General features: G+C 35.3%; 25 protein-coding genes and 2 tRNA genes. 24 read left to right on the top strand and 3 right to left on the bottom strand.

Features of this window, described 5'->3' with window-relative positions:
* The 16 genes from K6112_02345 (at nucleotide 1) to K6112_02270 (ending at nucleotide 12,831) form a co-directional block, all read left to right on the top strand.
* The gene (locus K6112_02345) at nucleotides 1-1,488 is read left to right on the top strand and encodes an NADH-quinone oxidoreductase subunit M (GenBank protein QZP18203.1); all 1,488 of its coding nucleotides are present in this window, start codon (nucleotides 1-3) and stop codon (nucleotides 1,486-1,488) included.
* Nucleotides 1,485-2,930 carry an NADH-quinone oxidoreductase subunit NuoN gene (nuoN, locus tag K6112_02340; protein QZP18202.1) on the top strand — a complete coding sequence of 482 codons (1,446 nt, stop codon included), beginning with the start codon at nucleotides 1,485-1,487 and terminating at the stop codon, nucleotides 2,928-2,930. Before K6112_02345 ends, nuoN begins: the two co-directional genes overlap by 4 nt.
* The gene (locus K6112_02335) at nucleotides 2,930-3,214 is read left to right on the top strand and encodes a DUF2818 family protein (protein QZP18201.1); all 285 of its coding nucleotides are present in this window, start codon (nucleotides 2,930-2,932) and stop codon (nucleotides 3,212-3,214) included. Before nuoN ends, K6112_02335 begins: the two co-directional genes overlap by 1 nt.
* Complete coding sequence (locus tag K6112_02330) at nucleotides 3,205-4,065, top strand: sugar nucleotide-binding protein (protein QZP18200.1); 861 nt, start codon at nucleotides 3,205-3,207, stop codon at nucleotides 4,063-4,065. The genes K6112_02335 and K6112_02330 overlap by 10 nt, the downstream gene beginning before the upstream one ends.
* Nucleotides 4,066-4,121: 56 nt before the next feature.
* Nucleotides 4,122-4,198: transfer RNA gene (locus tag K6112_02325), tRNA-Val, on the top strand.
* A 68-nt stretch (nucleotides 4,199-4,266) separates the two neighbouring features.
* On the top strand, nucleotides 4,267-6,174 hold the full coding sequence (gene thrS, locus K6112_02320) for a threonine--tRNA ligase (GenBank protein QZP18199.1): 1,908 nt from the start codon (nucleotides 4,267-4,269) through the stop codon (nucleotides 6,172-6,174).
* 37 nt (nucleotides 6,175-6,211) lie between these two features.
* Complete coding sequence (gene infC, locus K6112_02315) at nucleotides 6,212-6,793, top strand: translation initiation factor IF-3 (protein QZP18463.1); 582 nt, start codon at nucleotides 6,212-6,214, stop codon at nucleotides 6,791-6,793.
* 67 nt (nucleotides 6,794-6,860) lie between these two features.
* Nucleotides 6,861-7,058, top strand: coding sequence for a 50S ribosomal protein L35 (gene rpmI / locus K6112_02310; GenBank protein QZP18198.1), 198 nt, complete (start codon nucleotides 6,861-6,863; stop codon nucleotides 7,056-7,058).
* A gap of 10 nt (nucleotides 7,059-7,068) precedes the next feature.
* The gene (rplT, locus tag K6112_02305) at nucleotides 7,069-7,431 is read left to right on the top strand and encodes a 50S ribosomal protein L20 (GenBank protein QZP18197.1); all 363 of its coding nucleotides are present in this window, start codon (nucleotides 7,069-7,071) and stop codon (nucleotides 7,429-7,431) included.
* A gap of 59 nt (nucleotides 7,432-7,490) precedes the next feature.
* Nucleotides 7,491-8,477: a phenylalanine--tRNA ligase subunit alpha gene (pheS, locus tag K6112_02300; protein QZP18196.1), complete on the top strand. Its 987-nt coding sequence runs from the start codon at nucleotides 7,491-7,493 to the stop codon at nucleotides 8,475-8,477.
* 2 nt (nucleotides 8,478-8,479) lie between these two features.
* Nucleotides 8,480-10,834 carry a phenylalanine--tRNA ligase subunit beta gene (pheT, locus tag K6112_02295; protein ID QZP18195.1) on the top strand — a complete coding sequence of 785 codons (2,355 nt, stop codon included), beginning with the start codon at nucleotides 8,480-8,482 and terminating at the stop codon, nucleotides 10,832-10,834.
* A 33-nt stretch (nucleotides 10,835-10,867) separates the two neighbouring features.
* Complete coding sequence (locus K6112_02290; protein ID QZP18194.1) at nucleotides 10,868-11,170, top strand: integration host factor subunit alpha; 303 nt, start codon at nucleotides 10,868-10,870, stop codon at nucleotides 11,168-11,170.
* Nucleotides 11,151-11,564 carry a MerR family transcriptional regulator gene (locus tag K6112_02285; GenBank protein ID QZP18462.1) on the top strand — a complete coding sequence of 138 codons (414 nt, stop codon included), beginning with the start codon at nucleotides 11,151-11,153 and terminating at the stop codon, nucleotides 11,562-11,564. The genes K6112_02290 and K6112_02285 overlap by 20 nt, the downstream gene beginning before the upstream one ends.
* A 14-nt stretch (nucleotides 11,565-11,578) precedes the next feature.
* Nucleotides 11,579-11,655 (top strand) — tRNA-Pro (locus K6112_02280).
* A gap of 22 nt (nucleotides 11,656-11,677) precedes the next feature.
* Nucleotides 11,678-12,442 carry a sulfite exporter TauE/SafE family protein gene (locus K6112_02275; GenBank protein ID QZP18193.1) on the top strand — a complete coding sequence of 255 codons (765 nt, stop codon included), beginning with the start codon at nucleotides 11,678-11,680 and terminating at the stop codon, nucleotides 12,440-12,442.
* A 23-nt stretch (nucleotides 12,443-12,465) separates the two neighbouring features.
* On the top strand, nucleotides 12,466-12,831 hold the full coding sequence (locus tag K6112_02270; protein ID QZP18192.1) for a hypothetical protein: 366 nt from the start codon (nucleotides 12,466-12,468) through the stop codon (nucleotides 12,829-12,831).
* Here the strand turns inward: K6112_02270 and K6112_02265 are convergent.
* On the bottom strand, nucleotides 12,828-13,586 hold the full coding sequence (locus K6112_02265; GenBank protein ID QZP18191.1) for a quinoprotein dehydrogenase-associated SoxYZ-like carrier: 759 nt from the start codon (nucleotides 13,584-13,586) through the stop codon (nucleotides 12,828-12,830). The two genes, K6112_02270 and K6112_02265, sit on opposite strands and share 4 nt — an antisense overlap.
* Before the next feature lie 288 nt (nucleotides 13,587-13,874).
* Between K6112_02265 and K6112_02260 the strand changes: the two genes are divergently transcribed.
* From K6112_02260 to K6112_02235, 6 genes are all read left to right on the top strand, one after another.
* Nucleotides 13,875-14,138: a hypothetical protein gene (locus tag K6112_02260; GenBank protein ID QZP18190.1), complete on the top strand. Its 264-nt coding sequence runs from the start codon at nucleotides 13,875-13,877 to the stop codon at nucleotides 14,136-14,138.
* A 32-nt stretch (nucleotides 14,139-14,170) separates the two neighbouring features.
* The gene (locus K6112_02255; protein ID QZP18189.1) at nucleotides 14,171-14,341 is read left to right on the top strand and encodes a hypothetical protein; all 171 of its coding nucleotides are present in this window, start codon (nucleotides 14,171-14,173) and stop codon (nucleotides 14,339-14,341) included.
* Between the two features lie 176 nt (nucleotides 14,342-14,517).
* The gene (locus K6112_02250) at nucleotides 14,518-14,817 is read left to right on the top strand and encodes a hypothetical protein (GenBank protein QZP18188.1); all 300 of its coding nucleotides are present in this window, start codon (nucleotides 14,518-14,520) and stop codon (nucleotides 14,815-14,817) included.
* 279 nt (nucleotides 14,818-15,096) lie between these two features.
* The gene (pqqA, locus tag K6112_02245; protein QZP18461.1) at nucleotides 15,097-15,168 is read left to right on the top strand and encodes a pyrroloquinoline quinone precursor peptide PqqA; all 72 of its coding nucleotides are present in this window, start codon (nucleotides 15,097-15,099) and stop codon (nucleotides 15,166-15,168) included.
* 127 nt (nucleotides 15,169-15,295) lie between these two features.
* Nucleotides 15,296-15,367, top strand: a complete 72-nt coding sequence (pqqA, locus tag K6112_02240; GenBank protein ID QZP18460.1) for a pyrroloquinoline quinone precursor peptide PqqA — start codon at nucleotides 15,296-15,298, stop codon at nucleotides 15,365-15,367.
* 68 nt (nucleotides 15,368-15,435) lie between these two features.
* Nucleotides 15,436-15,837, top strand: coding sequence for a hypothetical protein (locus K6112_02235; protein ID QZP18187.1), 402 nt, complete (start codon nucleotides 15,436-15,438; stop codon nucleotides 15,835-15,837).
* Between the two features lie 8 nt (nucleotides 15,838-15,845).
* Here K6112_02235 and K6112_02230 read toward each other — a convergent pair whose 3' ends face one another.
* Complete coding sequence (locus K6112_02230) at nucleotides 15,846-17,228, bottom strand: phosphomannomutase/phosphoglucomutase (protein QZP18186.1); 1,383 nt, start codon at nucleotides 17,226-17,228, stop codon at nucleotides 15,846-15,848.
* Nucleotides 17,221-17,415: a Fe-S cluster assembly protein IscX gene (iscX, locus tag K6112_02225; GenBank protein ID QZP18459.1), complete on the bottom strand. Its 195-nt coding sequence runs from the start codon at nucleotides 17,413-17,415 to the stop codon at nucleotides 17,221-17,223. Before iscX ends, K6112_02230 begins: the two co-directional genes overlap by 8 nt.
* A gap of 148 nt (nucleotides 17,416-17,563) precedes the next feature.
* On the opposite strand from iscX, the gene K6112_02220 reads away from it, so the two are divergent.
* A complete protein-coding gene (locus tag K6112_02220; protein ID QZP18185.1) occupies nucleotides 17,564-18,811 on the top strand; it encodes a serine hydroxymethyltransferase in 1,248 nt (415 codons plus the stop codon).
* A 6-nt stretch (nucleotides 18,812-18,817) separates the two neighbouring features.
* Nucleotides 18,818-19,264 carry a transcriptional regulator NrdR gene (gene nrdR / locus K6112_02215; GenBank protein ID QZP18184.1) on the top strand — a complete coding sequence of 149 codons (447 nt, stop codon included), beginning with the start codon at nucleotides 18,818-18,820 and terminating at the stop codon, nucleotides 19,262-19,264.
* The last annotated feature ends 10 nt before the right edge of the window (nucleotides 19,265-19,274 follow it).

Genomic DNA, 19,274 nt, shown 5'->3' with positions numbered 1-19,274 from the left:
ATGATAGCTAATCATATTTTATCAATCGCAATCTGGTCACCAATATTTTTTGGTATCTTATTGCTAATTTTAAATAAAAAATTAAGCATAAGAAAAATTAATTATGTTGCCTTGTTTGGCGCGCTTGTGTCTTTTATTGTGACTATCCCAATATATAAAAATTTTAATACCACATTATCAACCTTTCAGTTTCAAGAGTTTCATCATTGGATTACGCCATTCAATATTAACTATCACCTAGGAGTTGATGGATTTTCGGTCCCACTGATCCTGCTGACTAGTTTCATGACTATTATGGTTATTTTGATTTCATATCAATCACAAAAATTTAAATCGGCAAGCTATTACAGTGCATTCTTAATTATGTCGGGATTAATGATTGGTGTTTTCTGTGCTCTGGATTCCATCTTGTACTATATTTTTTGGGAGGCAATGCTGATTCCGATGTTTTTAATCATCGGTATATGGGGTGGCCCGAATAGAATTTATGCAACTATTAAATTTTTCTTATACACAGTCTTAGGCTCACTATTAATGTTGATAGCTTTTTTATACCTCTATTTTAAAAGCGGCACTTTTTCAATAATTGATTATTATTACTTACCCATCTCCTTGGAAGCGCAAATTCTTATTTTTCTTGCATTTTTTATGGCCTTTGCGGTCAAGATTCCAATGTGGCCACTGCATACATGGCTCCCTGATGCCCATGTACAGGCACCAACTGGAGGCTCAGTTATACTAGCAGCGATTATGTTAAAACTGGGCGGGTATAGTTTTATTCGTTTTGCAATGCCCATCTCTCCTGATGCAACTTTGTTACTTAAGCCTCTTATGATTTCATTATCTCTAATTGCCATCGTCTATATCGCACTTGTAGCCTTAATCCAAAAGGATATGAAAAAATTAATAGCCTACTCATCAATATCGCATATGGGATTTGTTACCTTGGGTTTATTTCTAATATCACCATTAGCCGTTGAAGGCGCTTATATTCAAATGATTTCGCATGGCTTTATTTCAGCAGCGATGTTCATATGTGTTGGTATCCTTTATGACCAAACCCACACAAGAGAAATAAAAAAATATGGTGGTGTAATTAATAAAATGCCATTGTTTACTGCATTTGCTGTTTTCTTTGCAATGGCAAACGCAGGGCTCCCAGGAACTTCAGGATTTGTTGGGGAGTTCATGGTTATCTTGGGTGCAATGAAAGAAAACTTTTGGATTGCCTTTATTGCAGCCACTACTTTAATTTTAGGGGCTTCTTATTCACTATGGTTAATTAAGCGAGTCTTTTATGGTGATGTAGGTAACGCAGCTGTAGCAAAATTATCAGATATTAATTCAAGAGAGTTTCTGATTCTCGGAGTGCTTGCCGCGTTAATAATTTTGGTGGGCGTCTACCCTAAAATAATATCAGATATTACAAATTCATCAGTTTTACAATTTATAGAGCTAGTAAGTTTTTCTAAAGAAGGGATTTTATGAGTAACTTGATCTCACAATTAAATTTATTAGCTCCTGAAATTTTTGTAGCTCTCATGGCAATGCTAATTTTATTGTTAGATTTATTTGTTCAAGATAAAAATAAGCATTTTATTTATGGTTTATCTCAACTCACACTTCTTGTCGCAGGATTATTAACTGCGTCGCTTGGCTTTAGTGATCCACAATTTGCTTTTAAAGATATGTTTATATTTGATAGCCTCGCGATGTTTTTGAAAATGATGAGCTACATCACCTTATCTATTGTTTTTATTTATAGTAGAAACTATTTACTTGATAAAAATTTATTAAATGGTGAATATTTCAGCCTATCCCTCTTTGCTATTTTAGGGGTTATGTTGATGATTTCAAGCAAGAACCTATTACTTATGTACATGGGTTTAGAGTTGCTTTCTTTAAGTTTGTATGCCCTTATAGCACTCAACAGAGACGATAAAAAATCAAATGAAGCAGCCATTAAGTATTTTGTTTTGGGTGCATTGGCCTCAGGACTTCTTCTCTACGGAATGTCAATGCTATATGGATTCTCAGGCTCTCTCGACCTATATACAATAGGTAATGTTATTCAAACCCAAGAGATTAATTCAGAGTTACTTGTATTCGGATTAGTATTTATTGTTGTTGGTATAGCTTTTAAGTTAGGTGCAGTCCCTTTCCAAATGTGGGTACCTGATGTTTACGAGGGTTCCATTACGCCTGTTACCATGATGATAAGCACTGTACCAAAGTTTGCTGCCGTTGCGATGTTGATTCGATTCCTTTTTCAAGGCCTAGACTACTTAGTAGTTGATTGGCAACAAATGTTATTAATCATGGCGGTTTTATCAATGGCTATTGGCAATATCACCGCGATAGCCCAGAAGAAAATTAAAAGAATGCTAGCTTATTCAACCATCTCTCATATTGGATTTATTTTGCTTGGTTTCTATGTTGGAACAATAGGTGGCGTGCAGGCTTCAATTTTTTATCTAACGACATATATTATTATGACGCTTGCCGTTTTTGGGCTTATTATACTTTTATCAAATTCACAAAAATCAATTGAATTTATTGATGACCTAAAAGGGTTGAGTCAAACAAACCCATGGGAAGCTTTTTTAATGATGATAGTCATGTTTAGCCTAGCCGGCATACCTCCAACAATTGGATTTTATGCAAAATTCTCGGTCCTTCAGGTTGTGATCAATGAAGAAGCAGTTTGGCCAGCTTTGGTTGCAATAATTATGGCTTTAATAGGCATGTATTATTACTTGAGAATTATAAGATTAATGTATTTTGAAAAAACAGATAAAAAGATTAAGAAAAAAACTTTTTTACCCATGCTTTCAGTTTTAACAATAAATGCAGGTAGTTTGCTGGTTCTGGGTATTTTCCCTAAAACTTTAATGAGCATCAGTGCTTTAGCAGTAGGGGGGAGCTTGTAGTGTTAATTTGGCTGCTACTTTTTATTTCTATTGCCGCTGCAAATCTCCCATGGTTTAGTAAGCCTTTTTTGATTTTCAAGGCACTAAAGAAGCCCAAATCGTTGCCAGTTATCTTTGTTGAAATTATATGCATGTATTTTTTACTTGGGTTGTTATTCTTTTTTGTTGAAAAAAAATCTATAGGCAATGTGCACTCTCAGGACTGGGAGTTTTATGCCGTCACATTTTTTCTGTTTCTAGTATTTTCATTCCCTGGGTTCATCTACAAAGTCATTTGGAAGTAAAAAATAAAAAAATACTGATTATCGGTTGCGGAAAACTAGGGCAAAAAGTAGGGTTATTTGCGAAAGACATGCCCCTAGATTTAATCGGGCTGAAAAGAAAGAAAATTACTTCGCCTAATATAAATATCTTAGAGCAAGACATATTTGATAAATCTTTTTTTGATCAGGTAAAAAGAATTTCACCTCACTTCATTATCTACTGCCTCTCAGCAGACAGCCCATCAGAAAAGAGCTACCAAAAAAACTATGTCGAAGGCTTGAAGCAAGTTATTAAATCAATAAATTGCATTAAAAATTTTCAGCACCTTTTCTTTATCTCAAGTACGAGTGTTTATGGTGAAAATTCAGAACAATTTATAGATGAGTTTTCAGAAACTCACCCAGAAAATTATCGAGGTATTATTTTGCTAGAAGCTGAGAAATTAATGAATTCAGTCAATTTTAATTATACGATTCTCAGGCTATCAGGCATTTATGGAACAGGAAGAAATTACATGATCAATTTGTCACAAGACCCAGATAAATGGCCAGAATTTGATAGATGGACGAACAGAATAAATGAGGAGGATGCAGCCAACTTCATCTTATTTTTAATCAAACAATGCCTGAGTAATAGGGTTCCTGAGAAACTATACCTTCTTACTGATAACGAGCCTGTAAGGTTATATGATCTATTAAATTGGATAAGGCAGCACCTTAACTTGAATAAAAGCAATAAACTAAATTCAAGACAGGTTTTAGGTAAACGTTTAAGATCATCTCTCATTCCTAATCTTCAATTTAAATATAAATATCCAAGTTTTAAGAATGGCTATATAGAGCTTATACAAGTAGAAAAAAACTCTATATGAAGCTACAGCTTATTTGATTCAGACTTCTCCCTAGTATAGAATGGCGCATTAATTATAGGCGCGTAGCTCAGTTGGTTAGAGCACCACATTGACATTGTGGGGGTCGTTGGTTCGAATCCAATCGTGCCTACCATCAGATAGATAATGCTATCTTGATTGTGTAAAACCTTATAAAATATTTGTTATTTATCTTATTAATATATGCCTAATATTACGCTTCCCGATGGTTCAGTAAAAAAATATAATCAGGTGGTATCTATCGCTGATGTTGCCAAAGACATTGGTGAAGGTTTGACTCGAGCGGCGTTAGCAGGAAAAATTCAAGATCAGTTAGTAGATTTAAGTTATGAAATTTCTGAAGATACAAACTTATCTATTATTACCTCAAAAAGCCCTGAAAGCCTAGATATAATTAGGCACTCAACTGCCCATCTTCTTGCACAAGCTGTAAAAACTATTTTCCCTGACGTGCAAGTCACTATTGGACCTGTTATAGAGGATGGCTTTTATTATGATTTTTCATACAAGCGTCCTTTTACTCCAGAGGATTTAGCTCAAATTGAGAAAAAAATGAACGAGCTCGCTAAGCAAAATTTAGAAATTAATAGAAAAGTAATGCAAAGACAGACTGCAATTGATTATTTTGAGTCTATCGGTGAAAAATATAAATCTGAAATAATTTCCTCTATACCCGAAGGGGAGGAAGTTTCTTTATATGAGCAAGGTGATTTTACCGATCTATGCAGAGGCCCTCACGTTCCTTCAACAGGAAAGTTAAAAGTTTTCAAATTAATGAAGCTCGCAGGTGCATACTGGCGTGGTGATTCGAAGAATGAAATGCTACAAAGAATTTATGGAACTGCCTGGAATAATAAGGATGAATTAAAAGATTACCTTAAAAGATTAGAGGAAGCTGAAAAAAGAGACCACCGTAAGCTAGGCAAATTATTAGACCTTTTTCATATGCAAGATACATCACCTGGAATGATCTTTTGGCACGCTAAAGGCTGGTCAATTTGGCTTGAAATTGAAAATTATCTCCGTCAAAAATCTCTTGATTATGGTTATGATGAAATTAAAACCCCTACGGTTCTTGATAAAGAGCTTTGGAAAAGCTCAGGGCATTGGGACAACTATCATGAAAATATGTTTACGACCGCCTCAGAGAATAGAGAGTATGCAGTGAAACCCATGAACTGTCCTGGGCACGTACAAATATTTAATAATAGCCTTCATAGCTATAGAGACTTACCTCTAAGGCTAGCAGAATTTGGTTCATGTCATCGTAATGAACCCTCTGGGGCCCTTCATGGTTTGTTAAGGGTTAGGGGATTTACTCAAGATGATGCTCATATCTTTTGTACCGAAGAACAAATAAAAAGTGAGGTGAAGGATTTTAGTAAGATGTTGTATGAGGTCTACTCAGCTTTTGGCTTTGATAATGTGTTGGTAATGTTATCAACAAGACCTGAAAAAAGAGTAGGAACAGATGATATCTGGGAAAAAGCCGAATTGGCTCTAGAAGATGCGCTTAAAGAGACAGGGATTGAATATACATTACAAGAGGGCGAGGGGGCTTTTTATGGGCCTAAGATAGAGTACTCCCTCAAAGATAGCTTAGGAAGAATATGGCAATGTGGCACCATCCAACTTGATTTTAATTTACCAGAGAGATTGGGAGCTGAATATATTTCGGAAGATAATAGCCGGAAAAATCCTGTGATGTTGCATAGGGCAATCGTAGGCTCGATGGAAAGGTTTATTGGAATTTTGATTGAACATTACGCCGGGTTTATGCCTTTATGGTTGTCACCCGTTCAGGCAATTGTATTAAATATTGCAGATGCACACAGCGAGTATGCTAAGGAAGTTACAGAGTCGTTAAGGCAAAATAACATCAGATGTAATTCAGACTTGAGAAATGAGAAGATTACCTATAAAATACGCGAACATAGCATCCAGAGGGTACCTTACATATTGGTTGTTGGAGACAGGGAAAAAGAAACTAGCCAAGTTTCAGTAAGGAATCAAAAGGGTGATGACCTCGGTTCAATGTCTTTAGATGCTCTGTTAAAGAATTTAAATAAAGAGATTTCTGATAAGTCTTAAGTGTTTTATTTGATTAAAAAAATTTAGGGAGTTTGTTATAGCGCTTGATAAGAATGTTCGCATTAACCGAGATATTACTGCTGAAGAAATAAGGTTAGTAGGTGTTAAGGGAGAAGCGCTTGGTATTGTTAATCTGTCTGAAGCATTCGCTCAAGCAGAAGAGCTTGATACAGATTTAGTTGAAATTGCACCAAAAGCAGCACCGCCCGTATGTAGGCTGATGGATTTTGGTAAATATAAGTATGCACAAAGTAAACAGATGCATGCTGCTAGAATGAAACAAAAAAATGTTCAGGTCAAAGAAATCAAATTTAGACCTGGAACAGATGACGGTGATTACAACATTAAGCTACGTAAGATCACCGCTTTTTTGACGGTTGGGGATAAAGTTAAGGTCACCTTAAGGTTTAGAGGGAGAGAAATTACTTTCCAGCAACTTGGATTAGCTTTATTGAAAAGAGTAGAAGCAGATTTATTGGATTATGCAGTTGTGGAGCAGTTTCCTAAAATGGAAGGGAGGCAAATGGTAATGGTGCTTCAGCCACATAAAAATCCAAAAGCTAAAAGTAAAGCGAAAGCTGATGAAGTAATTGAGGAAAAAGAAGTAGAAGGCAAGTAGTAAATATTTGTGATAAGGCTAATAGGCATGCCGAAGCACTTTTATAAATAACAATAAGGAGAAAAAAATGCCAAAAATGAAAACCAAAAGTGGTGCTAAGAAACGTTTCAAGTTTCTGGGTAATGGCTTAATTAAGAGAACCCATTCACACCTTCGACATATTCTTACCAAAAAGACAACTAAGCAAAAAAGAAATCTTAGAGGTACAACAATCATTTCATCAACCGATTCAAAAAGAGTTCGTTCGATGATGCCAACACGCTAAGGAGTAAGCTATGCCAAGAGTAAAAAGAGGCGTAACTGCCAAAGCAAGACATAAAAAAGTTTTTGAAGCTGCAAAAGGCTTCCGCGGTAGAAGAAAGAATGTATACAGAGTAGCAAAACAAGCGGTCATGAAGGCAGGCCAATATGCTTATCGTGATAGAAGACAGAAAAAGAGAATATTTAGGGTTCTGTGGATTGCAAGAATTAATGCAGGTGCCAGAGAATGTGGCTTGAGCTATAGTAGATTTATGAATGGGTTAAAAAAGGCTTCTGTTGAGGTTGATAGAAAAGTCTTAGCAGATATGGCTGTATTTGATAAGCCAGCTTTTGCAAAATTTGTAGACATTGCAAAATCAAGCCTTGGAGCCGCCTAATTTAAACAATATTATAAAAGGGGGCTTTAAGCCTCCTTTTTTATTTATAATAAAAGATTATGGAAGAGTTAAAAAAATTAATTCAACAAGCGAAAGATGACTTCTCAAAAGTCTCTGAACTCTCTGATTTAGATCACGTAAAGTCTAAGTATCTAGGAAAGCAGGGCCCACTAACTGAAGCAATGAAAGGCCTATCAGGCTTACCAAGCAAAGAAAAACCAATAGTTGGGAGCCTGATAAATGATATAAAAAAATCTATCGAGAAAGCCCTAGGGGATAGAAAAACACAGATTCAAGTTCAGCTAATGAACGATCAGCTTAAAAATGAAAATATTGATGTTACCCTGAGCGGAAAAAAACAAAACAATGGGACGCTTCATCCAATATCAATTACCATAAAAAAAATTGAGTCAATTTTCAATACAATAGGGTTTAGTTCAGCAGATGGGCCAGAAATTGAAGATGATTATCATAACTTCACTGCGTTAAATATCCCTGAGTCGCACCCAGCTAGAGCGATGCATGATACATTTTATTTGAATAAAGAGTATGTTTTAAGAACGCATACATCATCAGTTCAGATTAGGTATATGGAAAACAATCCTCCCCCATTAAGAATTATTTCCCCTGGAAGAGTTTATAGGGTGGATTCAGATGCCACACATTCGCCTATGTTCCATCAGATTGAGGGCTTATGGATTGATAAAGAAATAAGCTTCGCAAATTTAAAATGGGTTACACAAAGTTTTTTACAGAAATTTTTTGAAAATGATAATTTAAAGATTAGATTTAGACCTTCATTTTTCCCTTTTACAGAGCCATCTGCTGAAATTGATATGGAATGGAATGGAGGTTGGCTAGAAATAGGCGGTTGTGGGATGGTTCATCCCAATGTCTTATCCCAAGCTAAAATTGATCATGAATTGTTTCAAGGCTTTGCGTTTGGTTTAGGTGTCGAGAGGTTGGCAATGTTGAAGTATGGCATTAATGACCTTAGGCCATTTTTTAATCATGATATCCGTTTCTTGAATCAATTTAAGGCCTAGATATGCAATTTTCAAAAAAATGGCTCAATGAGTTCGTAGACAAAAATTTAAATGAAATTAAGTTAAGCGAGATACTTACTCAAGGGGGGCTTGAGGTTGAAGAAATTGAAGATCTCTCTTTAATATCTGACCTTGTTGTGGTGGGTGAGATTGTCGGGGTACAAAAACATCCCAATGCCGATCGTCTAAATGTTTGCCAAGTTAATGTTGGAGAAAAAGATGACCTTCAAATTGTTTGTGGTGCTCCTAACGCGAGAGTTGGTATTAAGGTTCCTTGTGCAAAAGTAGGCACCAAGTTAGATAAATTTGAAATTAAAAAAGCAAAACTCAGAGGAATTGATTCTAGTGGAATGTTATGTTCCGCCAAAGAAATAAATATTTCAAATGAATCTGAAGGAATTTTAGAGTTAAATAAAAATAGTAAAGTTGGAGAATCTATAAAAAATTGTCTCTCTCTTGATGATCAAATATATCATTTATCGATAACACCAAACCGCCCAGACTGCTTAAGCATGAGGGGTATTGCAAAAGAAATATCTGCAATGACTAACTTTAATTATGTTGAAAATATAATAAAAGAAATCAATAAAATCAATAATTTATATATAAAAATTAATGTAAAAAATAATATTGATTGTCCATTATATTGCCTTCGCGAAATACAAAAAGTTAATAATAAAAAAGAGGTACCTGGGTGGCTAAAGGAAAGGCTAATAAGAGGGGGTATAGATTCAATAAATCCGGTAGTGGATATAGTAAATTATATGATGCTAGAACATGGTCAGCCAATGCATGCTTTTGATCTTGATAAAATAATTGGTGACATACAGATTAGAGATGCAAAAAAAGGAGAAAAGCTACTGCTGCTTAATAATCAGGAAATTACTTTTTTTGGTGGTGAGTTAGTAATTGCTGATGATAAAAACATATTGGCACTCGCTGGAGTAATAGGTGGTCTTGAGTCAAGTGTAACATCGCACACAACTAACTTCTTGATTGAGTCTGCTTTCTTTACGCCACTTAGTTTAGCTGGTGTAGCTAGAAAACATAGTTTAAATACTGAATCATCACACCGATTTGAAAGAGGCGTTGATTTTCAACAAACAAGTAACACACTTGATGAGACTACATCACAAATTATTGATTTGTGTGGGGGTGAGGCTTCAAATGTGATTGAAGCGAGAAGCGAGCTTCCAGAAAGAAAAAAAATTACTCTACGAACAGAAAAAGTCCGTCAAGTCTTGGGCTTACATATTGATAAGAACGAAATTAGTAAAACATTAACTTCACTTAAATTTAATTTTGAGGAAAATGATGATAGATTTAATGTTACACCTCCAAGCTATAGGTTTGATTTAAGCATTGAAGAAGATCTTGTCGAGGAAGTTATTCGCATATATGGCTTTGAAAAAATTGAGGCAATACCACCGTCAACAAACATCAAGATGCTTGGATCAGATTCAGGTTACAGGTCTCCGTATGAAATCAAGGTGGCTATGTCATCCCTTGGTTACAATGAGGTAGTTAGCTATAGCTTTATTGAGGAAAGCATTGAAAAAGAATTTCATGAAAATAAAAAATTAATAAAACTTGAAAATCCAATCGCATCGCAAATGGATGTTATGAGATCTAGACTATGGGGCAGTCATATTGATGCCCTGTTATTTAATATTAATAGAGGCCAAACACAAATTAGGCTTTTTGAGATTGCTGCTTCGTATACTCAATCTGATAATGGTTATACGGAAAAACAAATCTTATCTGGAGCCTTGTATGGAAGCTCACAACCTGAACAGTGGGCTATAAAAACAAAGAAAATTGATTTTTATGATGTCAAAGGAGATTTAGAGACTCTCTCCGAAGGTGAATTGAGATTTACAAATAAAGACGCGCCGGGTGCACTTCATCCAGGAAAATCAGCATGCATTTTGAAAAATGAAAAGCCAATTGGCTGGCTGGGTCAGTTACACCCTAAGTGGAAACAAAAATTTAGTATTCAAGAGGATATATTTTTATTTGAAATCGATCTTGAGCCACTTAGAAAAAAGGTAATTAATGAGTTTGATATCCCCTCAAAGCTCTTGCCTATTAGAAAAGATATTTCTGTTGTAGTTGATAAAAAAATTGCCGTTGATGATATGGTCCAAGCAGTTAAAAAAGCCAAAATTAATCACTTAAGAGAGATAATGGCCTTTGATGTTTATGAGGGTGAGAATATAGAAAAAGATAAAAAAAGTATTGCATTTCTTATACTTATGCAAGATACTTACAAAACGCTTGAAGAGGAGCAAGTGAATAGTATTGTGAAGAATGCCCTAAAGGTTCTTCAACAACAGTTCGATGCCAACCTCAGATAGCCCTAAGATTAATCAAAAAATATTGACGATTTAATGACACTAACTAAAGCTGAACTTGCGGAAATAATCTTTGATAAAGTTGGTTTAAATAAAACCGAAGCTAAGGAGATGGTTGAAGCTTTTTTTGAAGAAATACGAACTTCACTCGAAAAAGGGGAAAGTGTAAAGCTATCGGGTTTTGGTAATTTTGAATTGAGATCAAAAACAGAAAGACCAGGTAGAAATCCAAAAACAGGTGAAGAAATTCCAATTAAGGCTAGAAGAGTTGTTACTTTTCACTCCAGTCAGAAGCTTAAATCAAATGTAGAAGAGAGCAATTCTGGAAAGCAAGCATAAAAAAGATTTACCGCCACTTCCTCAAAAGCGATATTTTGCGATTGGTGAAGTCAGTAAACTTTGTGATTTAAAACCCCATGTGTTGAGATATTGGGAGCAAGAATTTTCGCAATTAGAACCAAGCAAAAGGAGAGGTAATCGAAGGTATTACCAAAAAGATGAGATTCTTCTTATTAGAAAGATTCGTCAATTACTTTATTTTGAAGGTTTTACAATACAGGGTGCCAAAGCTAAGCTTTCTAATCGTCAATTTATCAAAGAAGTTATTTCTGAAGAAGAAATTCAAAAATCACAATCAGAATTACCTTTAGCCACAGACTCCTCGCCGGAAACATTAAATGATCTGAACAATTTTAAGAATCAGTTAGGTGACATCTTAAAGATCTTAAAGTAACCTCGTAATATTTTCGGAGCGTAGCGCAGCCTGGTAGCGTACTTGCATGGGGTGCAAGGGGTCGTGAGTTCGAATCTCACCGTTCCGACCAAAATATTTTTACTAATCTTTATTTGAATGGAAATTTTACAATAGAGTATTTAATAGCTAATTCATTTACCGCCTTTTTATTATTTATAGGCTCAGTTTTATATTCTTCTGTAGGTCACGGGGGAGCTTCTGCTTATATCGCTATCTTGGCTTTAACAGGAACGCCAATAGGCATAATAAAGCCTATAGGCCTAATCTTAAATATTGTAGTCTCATCTATTGCAAGCATTCGCTTTATAAAGAATAAGTTATTCAGCTTAAAAGTCCTCATTCCAGTTGCATCAGGTTCAATTCCTGCGGCGTTTGTTGGAGGTTATATATCTTTACCTTCAGAGTTTTATAAGCCTCTAGTCGGGTTAATTTTGATATTGGCTGGGCTACAGCTTATTTTTAGTTTTTTTAAAAAAAATAAGTTAAATGAAAATAAGAATTTAAACCTTTTGGCGGCTGTATCTATTGGCGTTTTAATTGGTTTACTATCGGGCCTTACAGGGACTGGCGGCGGGATTTTTTTATCTCCATTAATTATTTTCTTGGGATGGACGAGTGTCAAAGGTGCATCTGGGACTGCTGCAGTTTTTATTTTATTTAATTCTATCTCAGGGTTATTAGGTAATATTTCCTCTGTTCATTCAGTTCCATTCGAAATATTTATCTATATTTTTGCAGTACTCATTGGAACTTTGATTGGAACTCATTTAGGAATAAAGAAACTAAACCATTCAGCTGTTAAAAAAACATTGGGTGTTGTTATAATCATTGCCGGTTTAAAATTTATCTTTACTTAGCTGTTAATAAACTTAATTTTCATATGAATAAAAAATTTAACAAACATTTTTTTTGGTTATTTGCCATTATTGGTTTTTTCTTAGCCATATTTCTCTTCGTGAATGAATACTTTTTAAATCAGATTGCAACAGAACGCTTTAATTCTGAAATGAAAATGTGTGTGGAGTTATCTAGTGAATGTAATTTGGATCAACTTGAAAATGTAGACCCTACAAATTTGAATGCAAATCAGCTCAAACTTATTGAGTTAAATACGATTATCGAAAATTATGAACAATATATGTTTAAAGTTGCTCAAATATTTTTTGCTTTTATTTTGATTGGATTAATTCCTCACCTGTTGGCCTGGACGAGGTTACTAATTCAAAGGAGGAAGAAAAAGAATTAAATCTGTTTGCTTTTGAGGAATATTGTACTTTTTGTATCGGTTGCTGATACTGTGAGAGTACCTTTATCATTGGTTACAAATTTAAATTTTAGATAGGGATCTTGGCTTATGCTGATGTCATTTTCAACCGCAAGAATTCTCTCACCATTGAAGTCATAACGAATCTGCCTAACAATCCACTCTGGAATATAACCTCCAGAATCTTGGTCTTTTTGTAAACCTGAAAAATTAGGATGCTTTATTCGTGTTGTAACAAAATCATCTTTTGTTTTAACTAAAATTTTCCCAAGATCCTTTGTTAATGCTGGGTCATGCACATCCATATAACCACTACAACCACCAGAAGCTCTGATAGCTACTTTACTCATGTATAAGTTACCATCCGTATCCTGTCCAACTACACGCACAAAAGAATCTGTTTCCATACGAATTCTGGTGAATAAATCTAAATTCTGAGTTTTATCTGTGAGGTGATAAGTTGCCGCGTGTTGTGTTGGATTAGCATCAATAATAAGGTGGATTTTTTGTATCTGAATGCCTTCAGTTTTTGAAAGCTTAATATTAACTGGAACTTGAGCGCCACTTGCGGCCCGCTTTGGTCCATCGATTTTAATGAAGTCTGCTTCAATAATCTCAGTGTCTTCAAACATTCTTTCATGGATATTAGGCCACAGGTCTGGATTAGCATCAGCTCTTAAATTAAAAGAACCTACTAGGATTAAAGCTGAAACAATAATTTTTAATAAAATTTTCATAAGTACTTACTTACACAATAGTGAGTAGAGAAACCTCCATTAAGTTCATCTTTAAATACCAAAACAATTCGGTATAAAACTATTTTAAATGCAACATTTATTAAATTAAAACAAGGGTAACATATAATTTTTAATAAAACCAACATTAAAAGATAAGGAAAGGTGGCATGTTTAGAACTCCTAGCTTATTGATTTTATTAGTTATTTTTTTATCGCAATTATATTCATGCTGAAGGTAATCTTAAGGATGCACAAGATGGGCTACCTAAAGCACAATATCAGTATGCGATGAGTTTAATTGAAGCAGGTAAGAAAAATACAGCACTAGACTGGTTTATGATTGCTGCAACACAGGGGCACCTCAAGAGTAGCCTTTGGATTGAGCAGAATATCGATTACCGCAAAGATGAATTCATAACCGCACTTATTGCAACGAATGAAGAATTAAAAGATAAAGTCAAATCTTATACATTTAATGAGCTAGAAGAAATAAAAAAAAAGGTAAGGCAGGCGACGCTGACACTCAATTTTTATTATGGTTACTTTATGTAAATGATTTAGGTATCAGTAAACCAAAAGCTTATGTGTGGATAAAAAAAGCAGCTTTCAATAAACAGCCCAGAGCCATCTTTGGATTGGGGCTTCTTTACTATTATGGCTATATAGTTCCTGAGCAAAAAACAAAGGCAATGAAACTTTTTAAAGAGTCTAACGCACTTGGTTTTGGCTTTTCTTCAGCTTTCTTAAATAAGTAATTAAAATTTTCTAAATCCAACTTATTTCAATTCTGTTTTTTTTCGTGTTGACAGTTTGTTATAAAATTGTCAAAGTAAGAATATTAAAAACGAAATTCTTAATTTTGAACTTGTTTTTATAGCAATAGATTGTAAATAAAATTTGAATTTTATTAGGTTTAATTTTAGATAAACACTTGGAGGATAAAATGAAGAAATTATTAGCACTATTAGCAGTCGCTGCACTTGTTGCAGGTTGTGCTGCAAAGCAACCAGTAAAAGAGTTTCACCCAACGGATGATGTTAACTCGAACGCGCAGGGTGGTAAAGGCGAGACAAGTGACGGTTCTGAAGTTGATTTTGGATTGGATGATGAGCCAGTTGATACTGAAGCGAAAGCATTCCACCCGACTGACGCACTATTGATTGGTGGTAATGGAGGGTTCAACCCAACCAATGACGATGAATCAGTAGTGAACTTTGATCAGAACGAATAGTTTTATAAGCTAAATTTTACTATTTAGATATTTAAAAAACGCATACTCTTCAGAGTATGCGTTTTTTTTATAATAAATATATTTTGTTGTATTTCTGTAAATTTTATCTAATGATTTTACCTAGACTATCTTCATGCCTATCATCATATTAAAAGTTTCCCAAAGCTTTAATATTGTTTTTGTAAATCTCAAGTTGGACCTTGTGGAGAGTAATTTCCACATCTCCAATGATCTGCTTTATGTTTAAATTTATATTTAACATAAAAAAGGAGAAATACTATGTGGACACAACCTCAAGCGACTGAAATGCGTTTTGGTTTTGAAGTAACTATGTATGTTTGCAACAAATAAATTTTTTTATAAAATTTGATGTTGTTTAAGATGCAGAAATTACCGATTGGTTTATATAGTTGCTAATTTAATTGGCTACTATGTTTATCAAGTCTTAATTTTTAACTTTTCTTTAAGGAGAAATATTATGTGGACTAAACCAGCTGCTACAGAAATGCGTTTTGGTTTTGAAGTAACCATGTACGTAATGAACAAGTAATTCATTATTTGTTTATTAAAAAAGCCCGATTTTTCGGGCTTTTTTTTTATTTGTATATAAAATAATGTGTGATGAGAATACTACTTTTTTACCTCCTTTCTTTTTTTTGCATCTCAGCGAATGCAGGCTGGATCAAGCTTAACCAAAATCAAGCAATGGACACAGCCTATTTTATTGACCTTGAAAATATAAGAGGGGGTGCAGAGAAGGTTAGGATATGGACACTGACTGACTACACCAACATTCAGGTAACCAAAAAAATAAATTACCAGTCAATTAAAAGCTTTGTAGAAATTAATTGCCAATCAAAAAAAATGAGGATCTTAGCTTACTCATTATATGAGCAGCCGATGGCCAAGGGTAAGGTGGTTTTTTCTAAGGGTCGACCATTTGAGTGGGAGGATGTTAAGCCCTCAACGGTAAATGGGTTATTTCTGAACGTGAGCTGTAGCCGATTCGTGATAGATTAAAGGTCTACTTAGAATGGAATTTTTTCTGGTGATATGTGTTCGGTGAGGATTGATTTAAACTGGTCCTGAATTTCTTGTAATTTTTTTTCTGTATCCGCTTCAAATCTTAGGACGATTACAGGCGTTGTATTTGAAGCCCTCATCAACCCAAAACCCTCTTTATATTCAACCCTCAACCCATCAATTTTTATTATTTCTGTTGCGTTAGGAAAGCTAGCGGTTTCTTGAAGTTCAGCAATTAATTTATGTTGTTCGCCCTCATTGAGTTTGATATTTAACTCAGGTGTACTAAAGCCCTTAGGAAGGTCCTTTAAAATTTTTGATGGGTCATCGAACTCACTGAGTATTTCCAATAACCTTGCTGCCGCATATAGTCCGTCATCAAACCCGTACCACCTATCATTAAAGAATGTATGGCCACTCATCTCTCCTGCCAATGAGGCGTTAAGCTCTTTCATTTTTTGTTTGATAAAGGAGTGACCGGTTTTCCATATTATGGGGATGCCCCCTTTCTCCTTAATCCAAGAAAATAAATGTCGAGTCGACTTCACATCAAAGATGATTGATGATTGTGGACATTCTTTTAAAACAGCCTCCGAGAACAATAATAACTGCCTATCTGGAAAAATAATCTCACCATCCTTTGTGACCACACCCAAACGGTCCGCATCACCATCAAAGGCGAGGCCTAACTCGCTATCACCTTTTTTAAGTGCGTCCTTTAAGTCTAGTAGATTTTTGGGGTTACTTGGGTCAGGATGATGGTTGGGGAAATTGCCATCTACATCACAAAATAAGGGTTCGGTTATAACCCCTAATCTGTTGAATAAGTCCTCAGCACAGACGCCTGCAGAACCATTTCCGCAATCGATGGCCACCTTCATAGGCCTTTTTAAATTTATCGAGTCAGATATCTCATCGAGATACTGGCTTTTTATACTTAATGATTTTTTATTACCCTCACCAGTTAAAAAGTTTGAATCTAAAATTGTTTGGTAGAGATTTTGAATATCGTTGGAGCTTAGTGTTTTCTTATTGATAACTATCTTAAAACCGTTATATTCAGGTGGGTTATGACTCCCTGTAATCATTACCCCGGTATCTGTTTCTTGGTTAAAGTTGCTAAAATAGAGCATGGGTGTGGTACACAAGCCAATATCAATCACATTAATACCTGTCGATAAGAGTCCATCAATTAACATAGCAGAGAGTGAAGGGCTTGATAACCTCCCATCGTAGCCCACACAAATTGTTTTTTGCTTTTGTGATAAAGCTTTTGTCCCAATGGCCTGACCAATTTTTTTTACGATGGGGTTGGAGAGTTCGGAGCCTACAATACCCCTAATATCATATGCCTTGAAGATGCTTTTGATGAGTAATTCATTACTCATATTCATCAATCCAAGCCAATTGTATAGCCTCCAGGATTCGCTCTCCGCATTTGTTTGGATCGTCGTCAAAGCCATCAAGATCTAATACCCATTGTCTTAGGTCTGTGAACCTTATTGTCTTGGGGTCAGTATCAGGATATGTATCAAAAAGTTTTTCTGCAATTTCTAGTGTGTCGGTCCAGAGCATTTTTCTTCCAAATATTTTGTGAATTATTAATCCAAAATTATATCTCATGAATGTTTATATAGAAGATATATTAATGTGCCTTACTACTATTGATTATTTTGGTAACCGACATGATAAAATAAAGAATTGGGATTAAATTAAAAAAAGTATGTTTAAAAGATCAGACAGTTTAGAAAAATTAGACCCTGCAATTTGGAAGCAGATTGTTAATGAAAACAAGAGACAAGAGGAGCATATCGAACTGATTGCTTCGGAAAACTATACGCTGCCAGCTGTTATGGAGGCACAAGGTTCTCAGCTTACGAATAAATATGCAGAAGGGTATATAGGCAAGAGATTTTATGGTGGATGTGAGTATATTGACGAAGTTGAAAGGATAGCCATAGATAGATTAAAGGAGCTGTATGGCGCCGAGTATGCGAATGTTCAACCTCACTCGGGGAGTCAAGCCAATCAGGCAGTTTACTTCTCAATGCTCAAACCAGGGGATACTATAATGGGCATGAATCTTGGCCATGGGGGGCATCTTACACACGGCTCACCAGCTAATCTTTCTGGTAAATTATTTAACATAGTCCCTTATGGTTTAAATGAGCAAGAAGTAATCGATTATGATGAGATGGAGAGGCTCGCAATTGAATCAAAACCTAAATTAATTATTGGAGGCGCATCAGCATATTCGCTAAAATTTGACTGGGAAAGAATGAGCCAAATTGCAAAAAAAGTCGGCGCTCTGTTTATGGTGGATGTAGCTCACTATTCAGGTTTGGTGGCTGGTGGTGCCTATCCTAATCCAATGCCCTATGCAGATTTTGTTACCTCTACTACACATAAGTCCTTAAGGGGTCCGAGGGGTGGGTTTATTCTTGCGAAACCAGAGTATGAAAAAATAATAAATTCATATGTTTTCCCTGGGTTACAAGGTGGACCTTTAATGCATGTTATTGCAGCGAAAGCAGTAGCATTTGCAGAGGCACTTAAACCAGAGTTTAAAGAATACCAAAAACGGGTAGTTAAAAATGCGCAGTCAATGGTGAGGGCATTGCAGGATAGGGGGTATCGTATTGTATCTGGAAGAACAGAATCACATGTGTTTTTAATTGATTTAATTCCAAAGAACCTGACTGGCAAAAGAGCAGATATCGTTCTAGGTCAAGCACACATCACTGTCAATAAAAATTCAATCCCTAATGACCCTGAGAGCCCTTTTGTTACCTCTGGCATTCGTATTGGCTCACCTGCGATTACATCCAGAGGTTTTATGGAAAATGAAGCTGCTCTTGTAGGCAATTTTATTGCAGATGTTCTTGATGATCCTGATAATGCTGAAAATATTAAAAGTGTAAAATCCAGGGTAAGCGAGCTTACAAAGAAATTTCCTGTATACGGAATCTAAACTATTATGAAGTGTCCTTTTTGCAAGGCCGAAGATACTCAGGTTATAGACTCTCGCGTAATTAGGGATGGCCTATCGATTAGACGAAGACGCACATGTTCTGTCTGTGAAAAAAGATTTACGACATATGAGTACATCGAATTATCATTACCAGCCGTAATTAAGCAAGATGGTAAGAGGGAAGACTTTGTTCGAGATAAACTGCTTCATTCTTTTTCTAGAGCCCTTCATAAAAGACCTGTCCCAATAGAATTTATTGATAAAGCAATTGAGGAAATCATTGCAAAAATTATGTCCCTGGGTGAAAGAGAAATAAACTCTCGAGACATTGGTGAGGAAGTAATGAGGGCCCTCAAAAAGCTTGATAAAGTAGCTTACATTAGGTTTGCATCAGTCTATAAAAGTTTTTCAGACCCCGAAGACTTTAATGCGGCAATCAAAGATCTTGGATAATAACTCAAAT

Source organism: Methylophilales bacterium, from assembly GCA_019823025.1.
GTDB lineage: Bacteria > Pseudomonadota > Gammaproteobacteria > Burkholderiales > Methylophilaceae > BACL14.
The sequence above is the reverse complement of the archived record's forward strand: the minus strand, read 5'-3'. Positions and strand labels throughout refer to the sequence as shown.

Coding starts and splice junctions, on each gene's coding strand:
- K6112_02220 (QZP18185.1), top strand. CDS start 17,564: ATGTTTAAAAGATCAGACAGTTTAGAAAAATTAGACCCTGCAATTTGG.
- rplT (QZP18197.1), top strand. CDS start 7,069: ATGCCAAGAGTAAAAAGAGGCGTAACTGCCAAAGCAAGACATAAAAAA.
- K6112_02290 (QZP18194.1), top strand. CDS start 10,868: ATGACACTAACTAAAGCTGAACTTGCGGAAATAATCTTTGATAAAGTT.
- K6112_02265 (QZP18191.1), bottom strand. CDS start 13,586: ATGAAAATTTTATTAAAAATTATTGTTTCAGCTTTAATCCTAGTAGGT.
- K6112_02260 (QZP18190.1), top strand. CDS start 13,875: ATGAGTTTAATTGAAGCAGGTAAGAAAAATACAGCACTAGACTGGTTT.
- pheS (QZP18196.1), top strand. CDS start 7,491: ATGGAAGAGTTAAAAAAATTAATTCAACAAGCGAAAGATGACTTCTCA.
- K6112_02270 (QZP18192.1), top strand. CDS start 12,466: ATGAATAAAAAATTTAACAAACATTTTTTTTGGTTATTTGCCATTATT.
- thrS (QZP18199.1), top strand. CDS start 4,267: ATGCCTAATATTACGCTTCCCGATGGTTCAGTAAAAAAATATAATCAG.
- iscX (QZP18459.1), bottom strand. CDS start 17,415: ATGCTCTGGACCGACACACTAGAAATTGCAGAAAAACTTTTTGATACA.
- pheT (QZP18195.1), top strand. CDS start 8,480: ATGCAATTTTCAAAAAAATGGCTCAATGAGTTCGTAGACAAAAATTTA.
- nuoN (QZP18202.1), top strand. CDS start 1,485: ATGAGTAACTTGATCTCACAATTAAATTTATTAGCTCCTGAAATTTTT.
- rpmI (QZP18198.1), top strand. CDS start 6,861: ATGCCAAAAATGAAAACCAAAAGTGGTGCTAAGAAACGTTTCAAGTTT.
- K6112_02230 (QZP18186.1), bottom strand. CDS start 17,228: ATGAGTAATGAATTACTCATCAAAAGCATCTTCAAGGCATATGATATT.
- nrdR (QZP18184.1), top strand. CDS start 18,818: ATGAAGTGTCCTTTTTGCAAGGCCGAAGATACTCAGGTTATAGACTCT.
- K6112_02345 (QZP18203.1), top strand. CDS start 1: ATGATAGCTAATCATATTTTATCAATCGCAATCTGGTCACCAATATTT.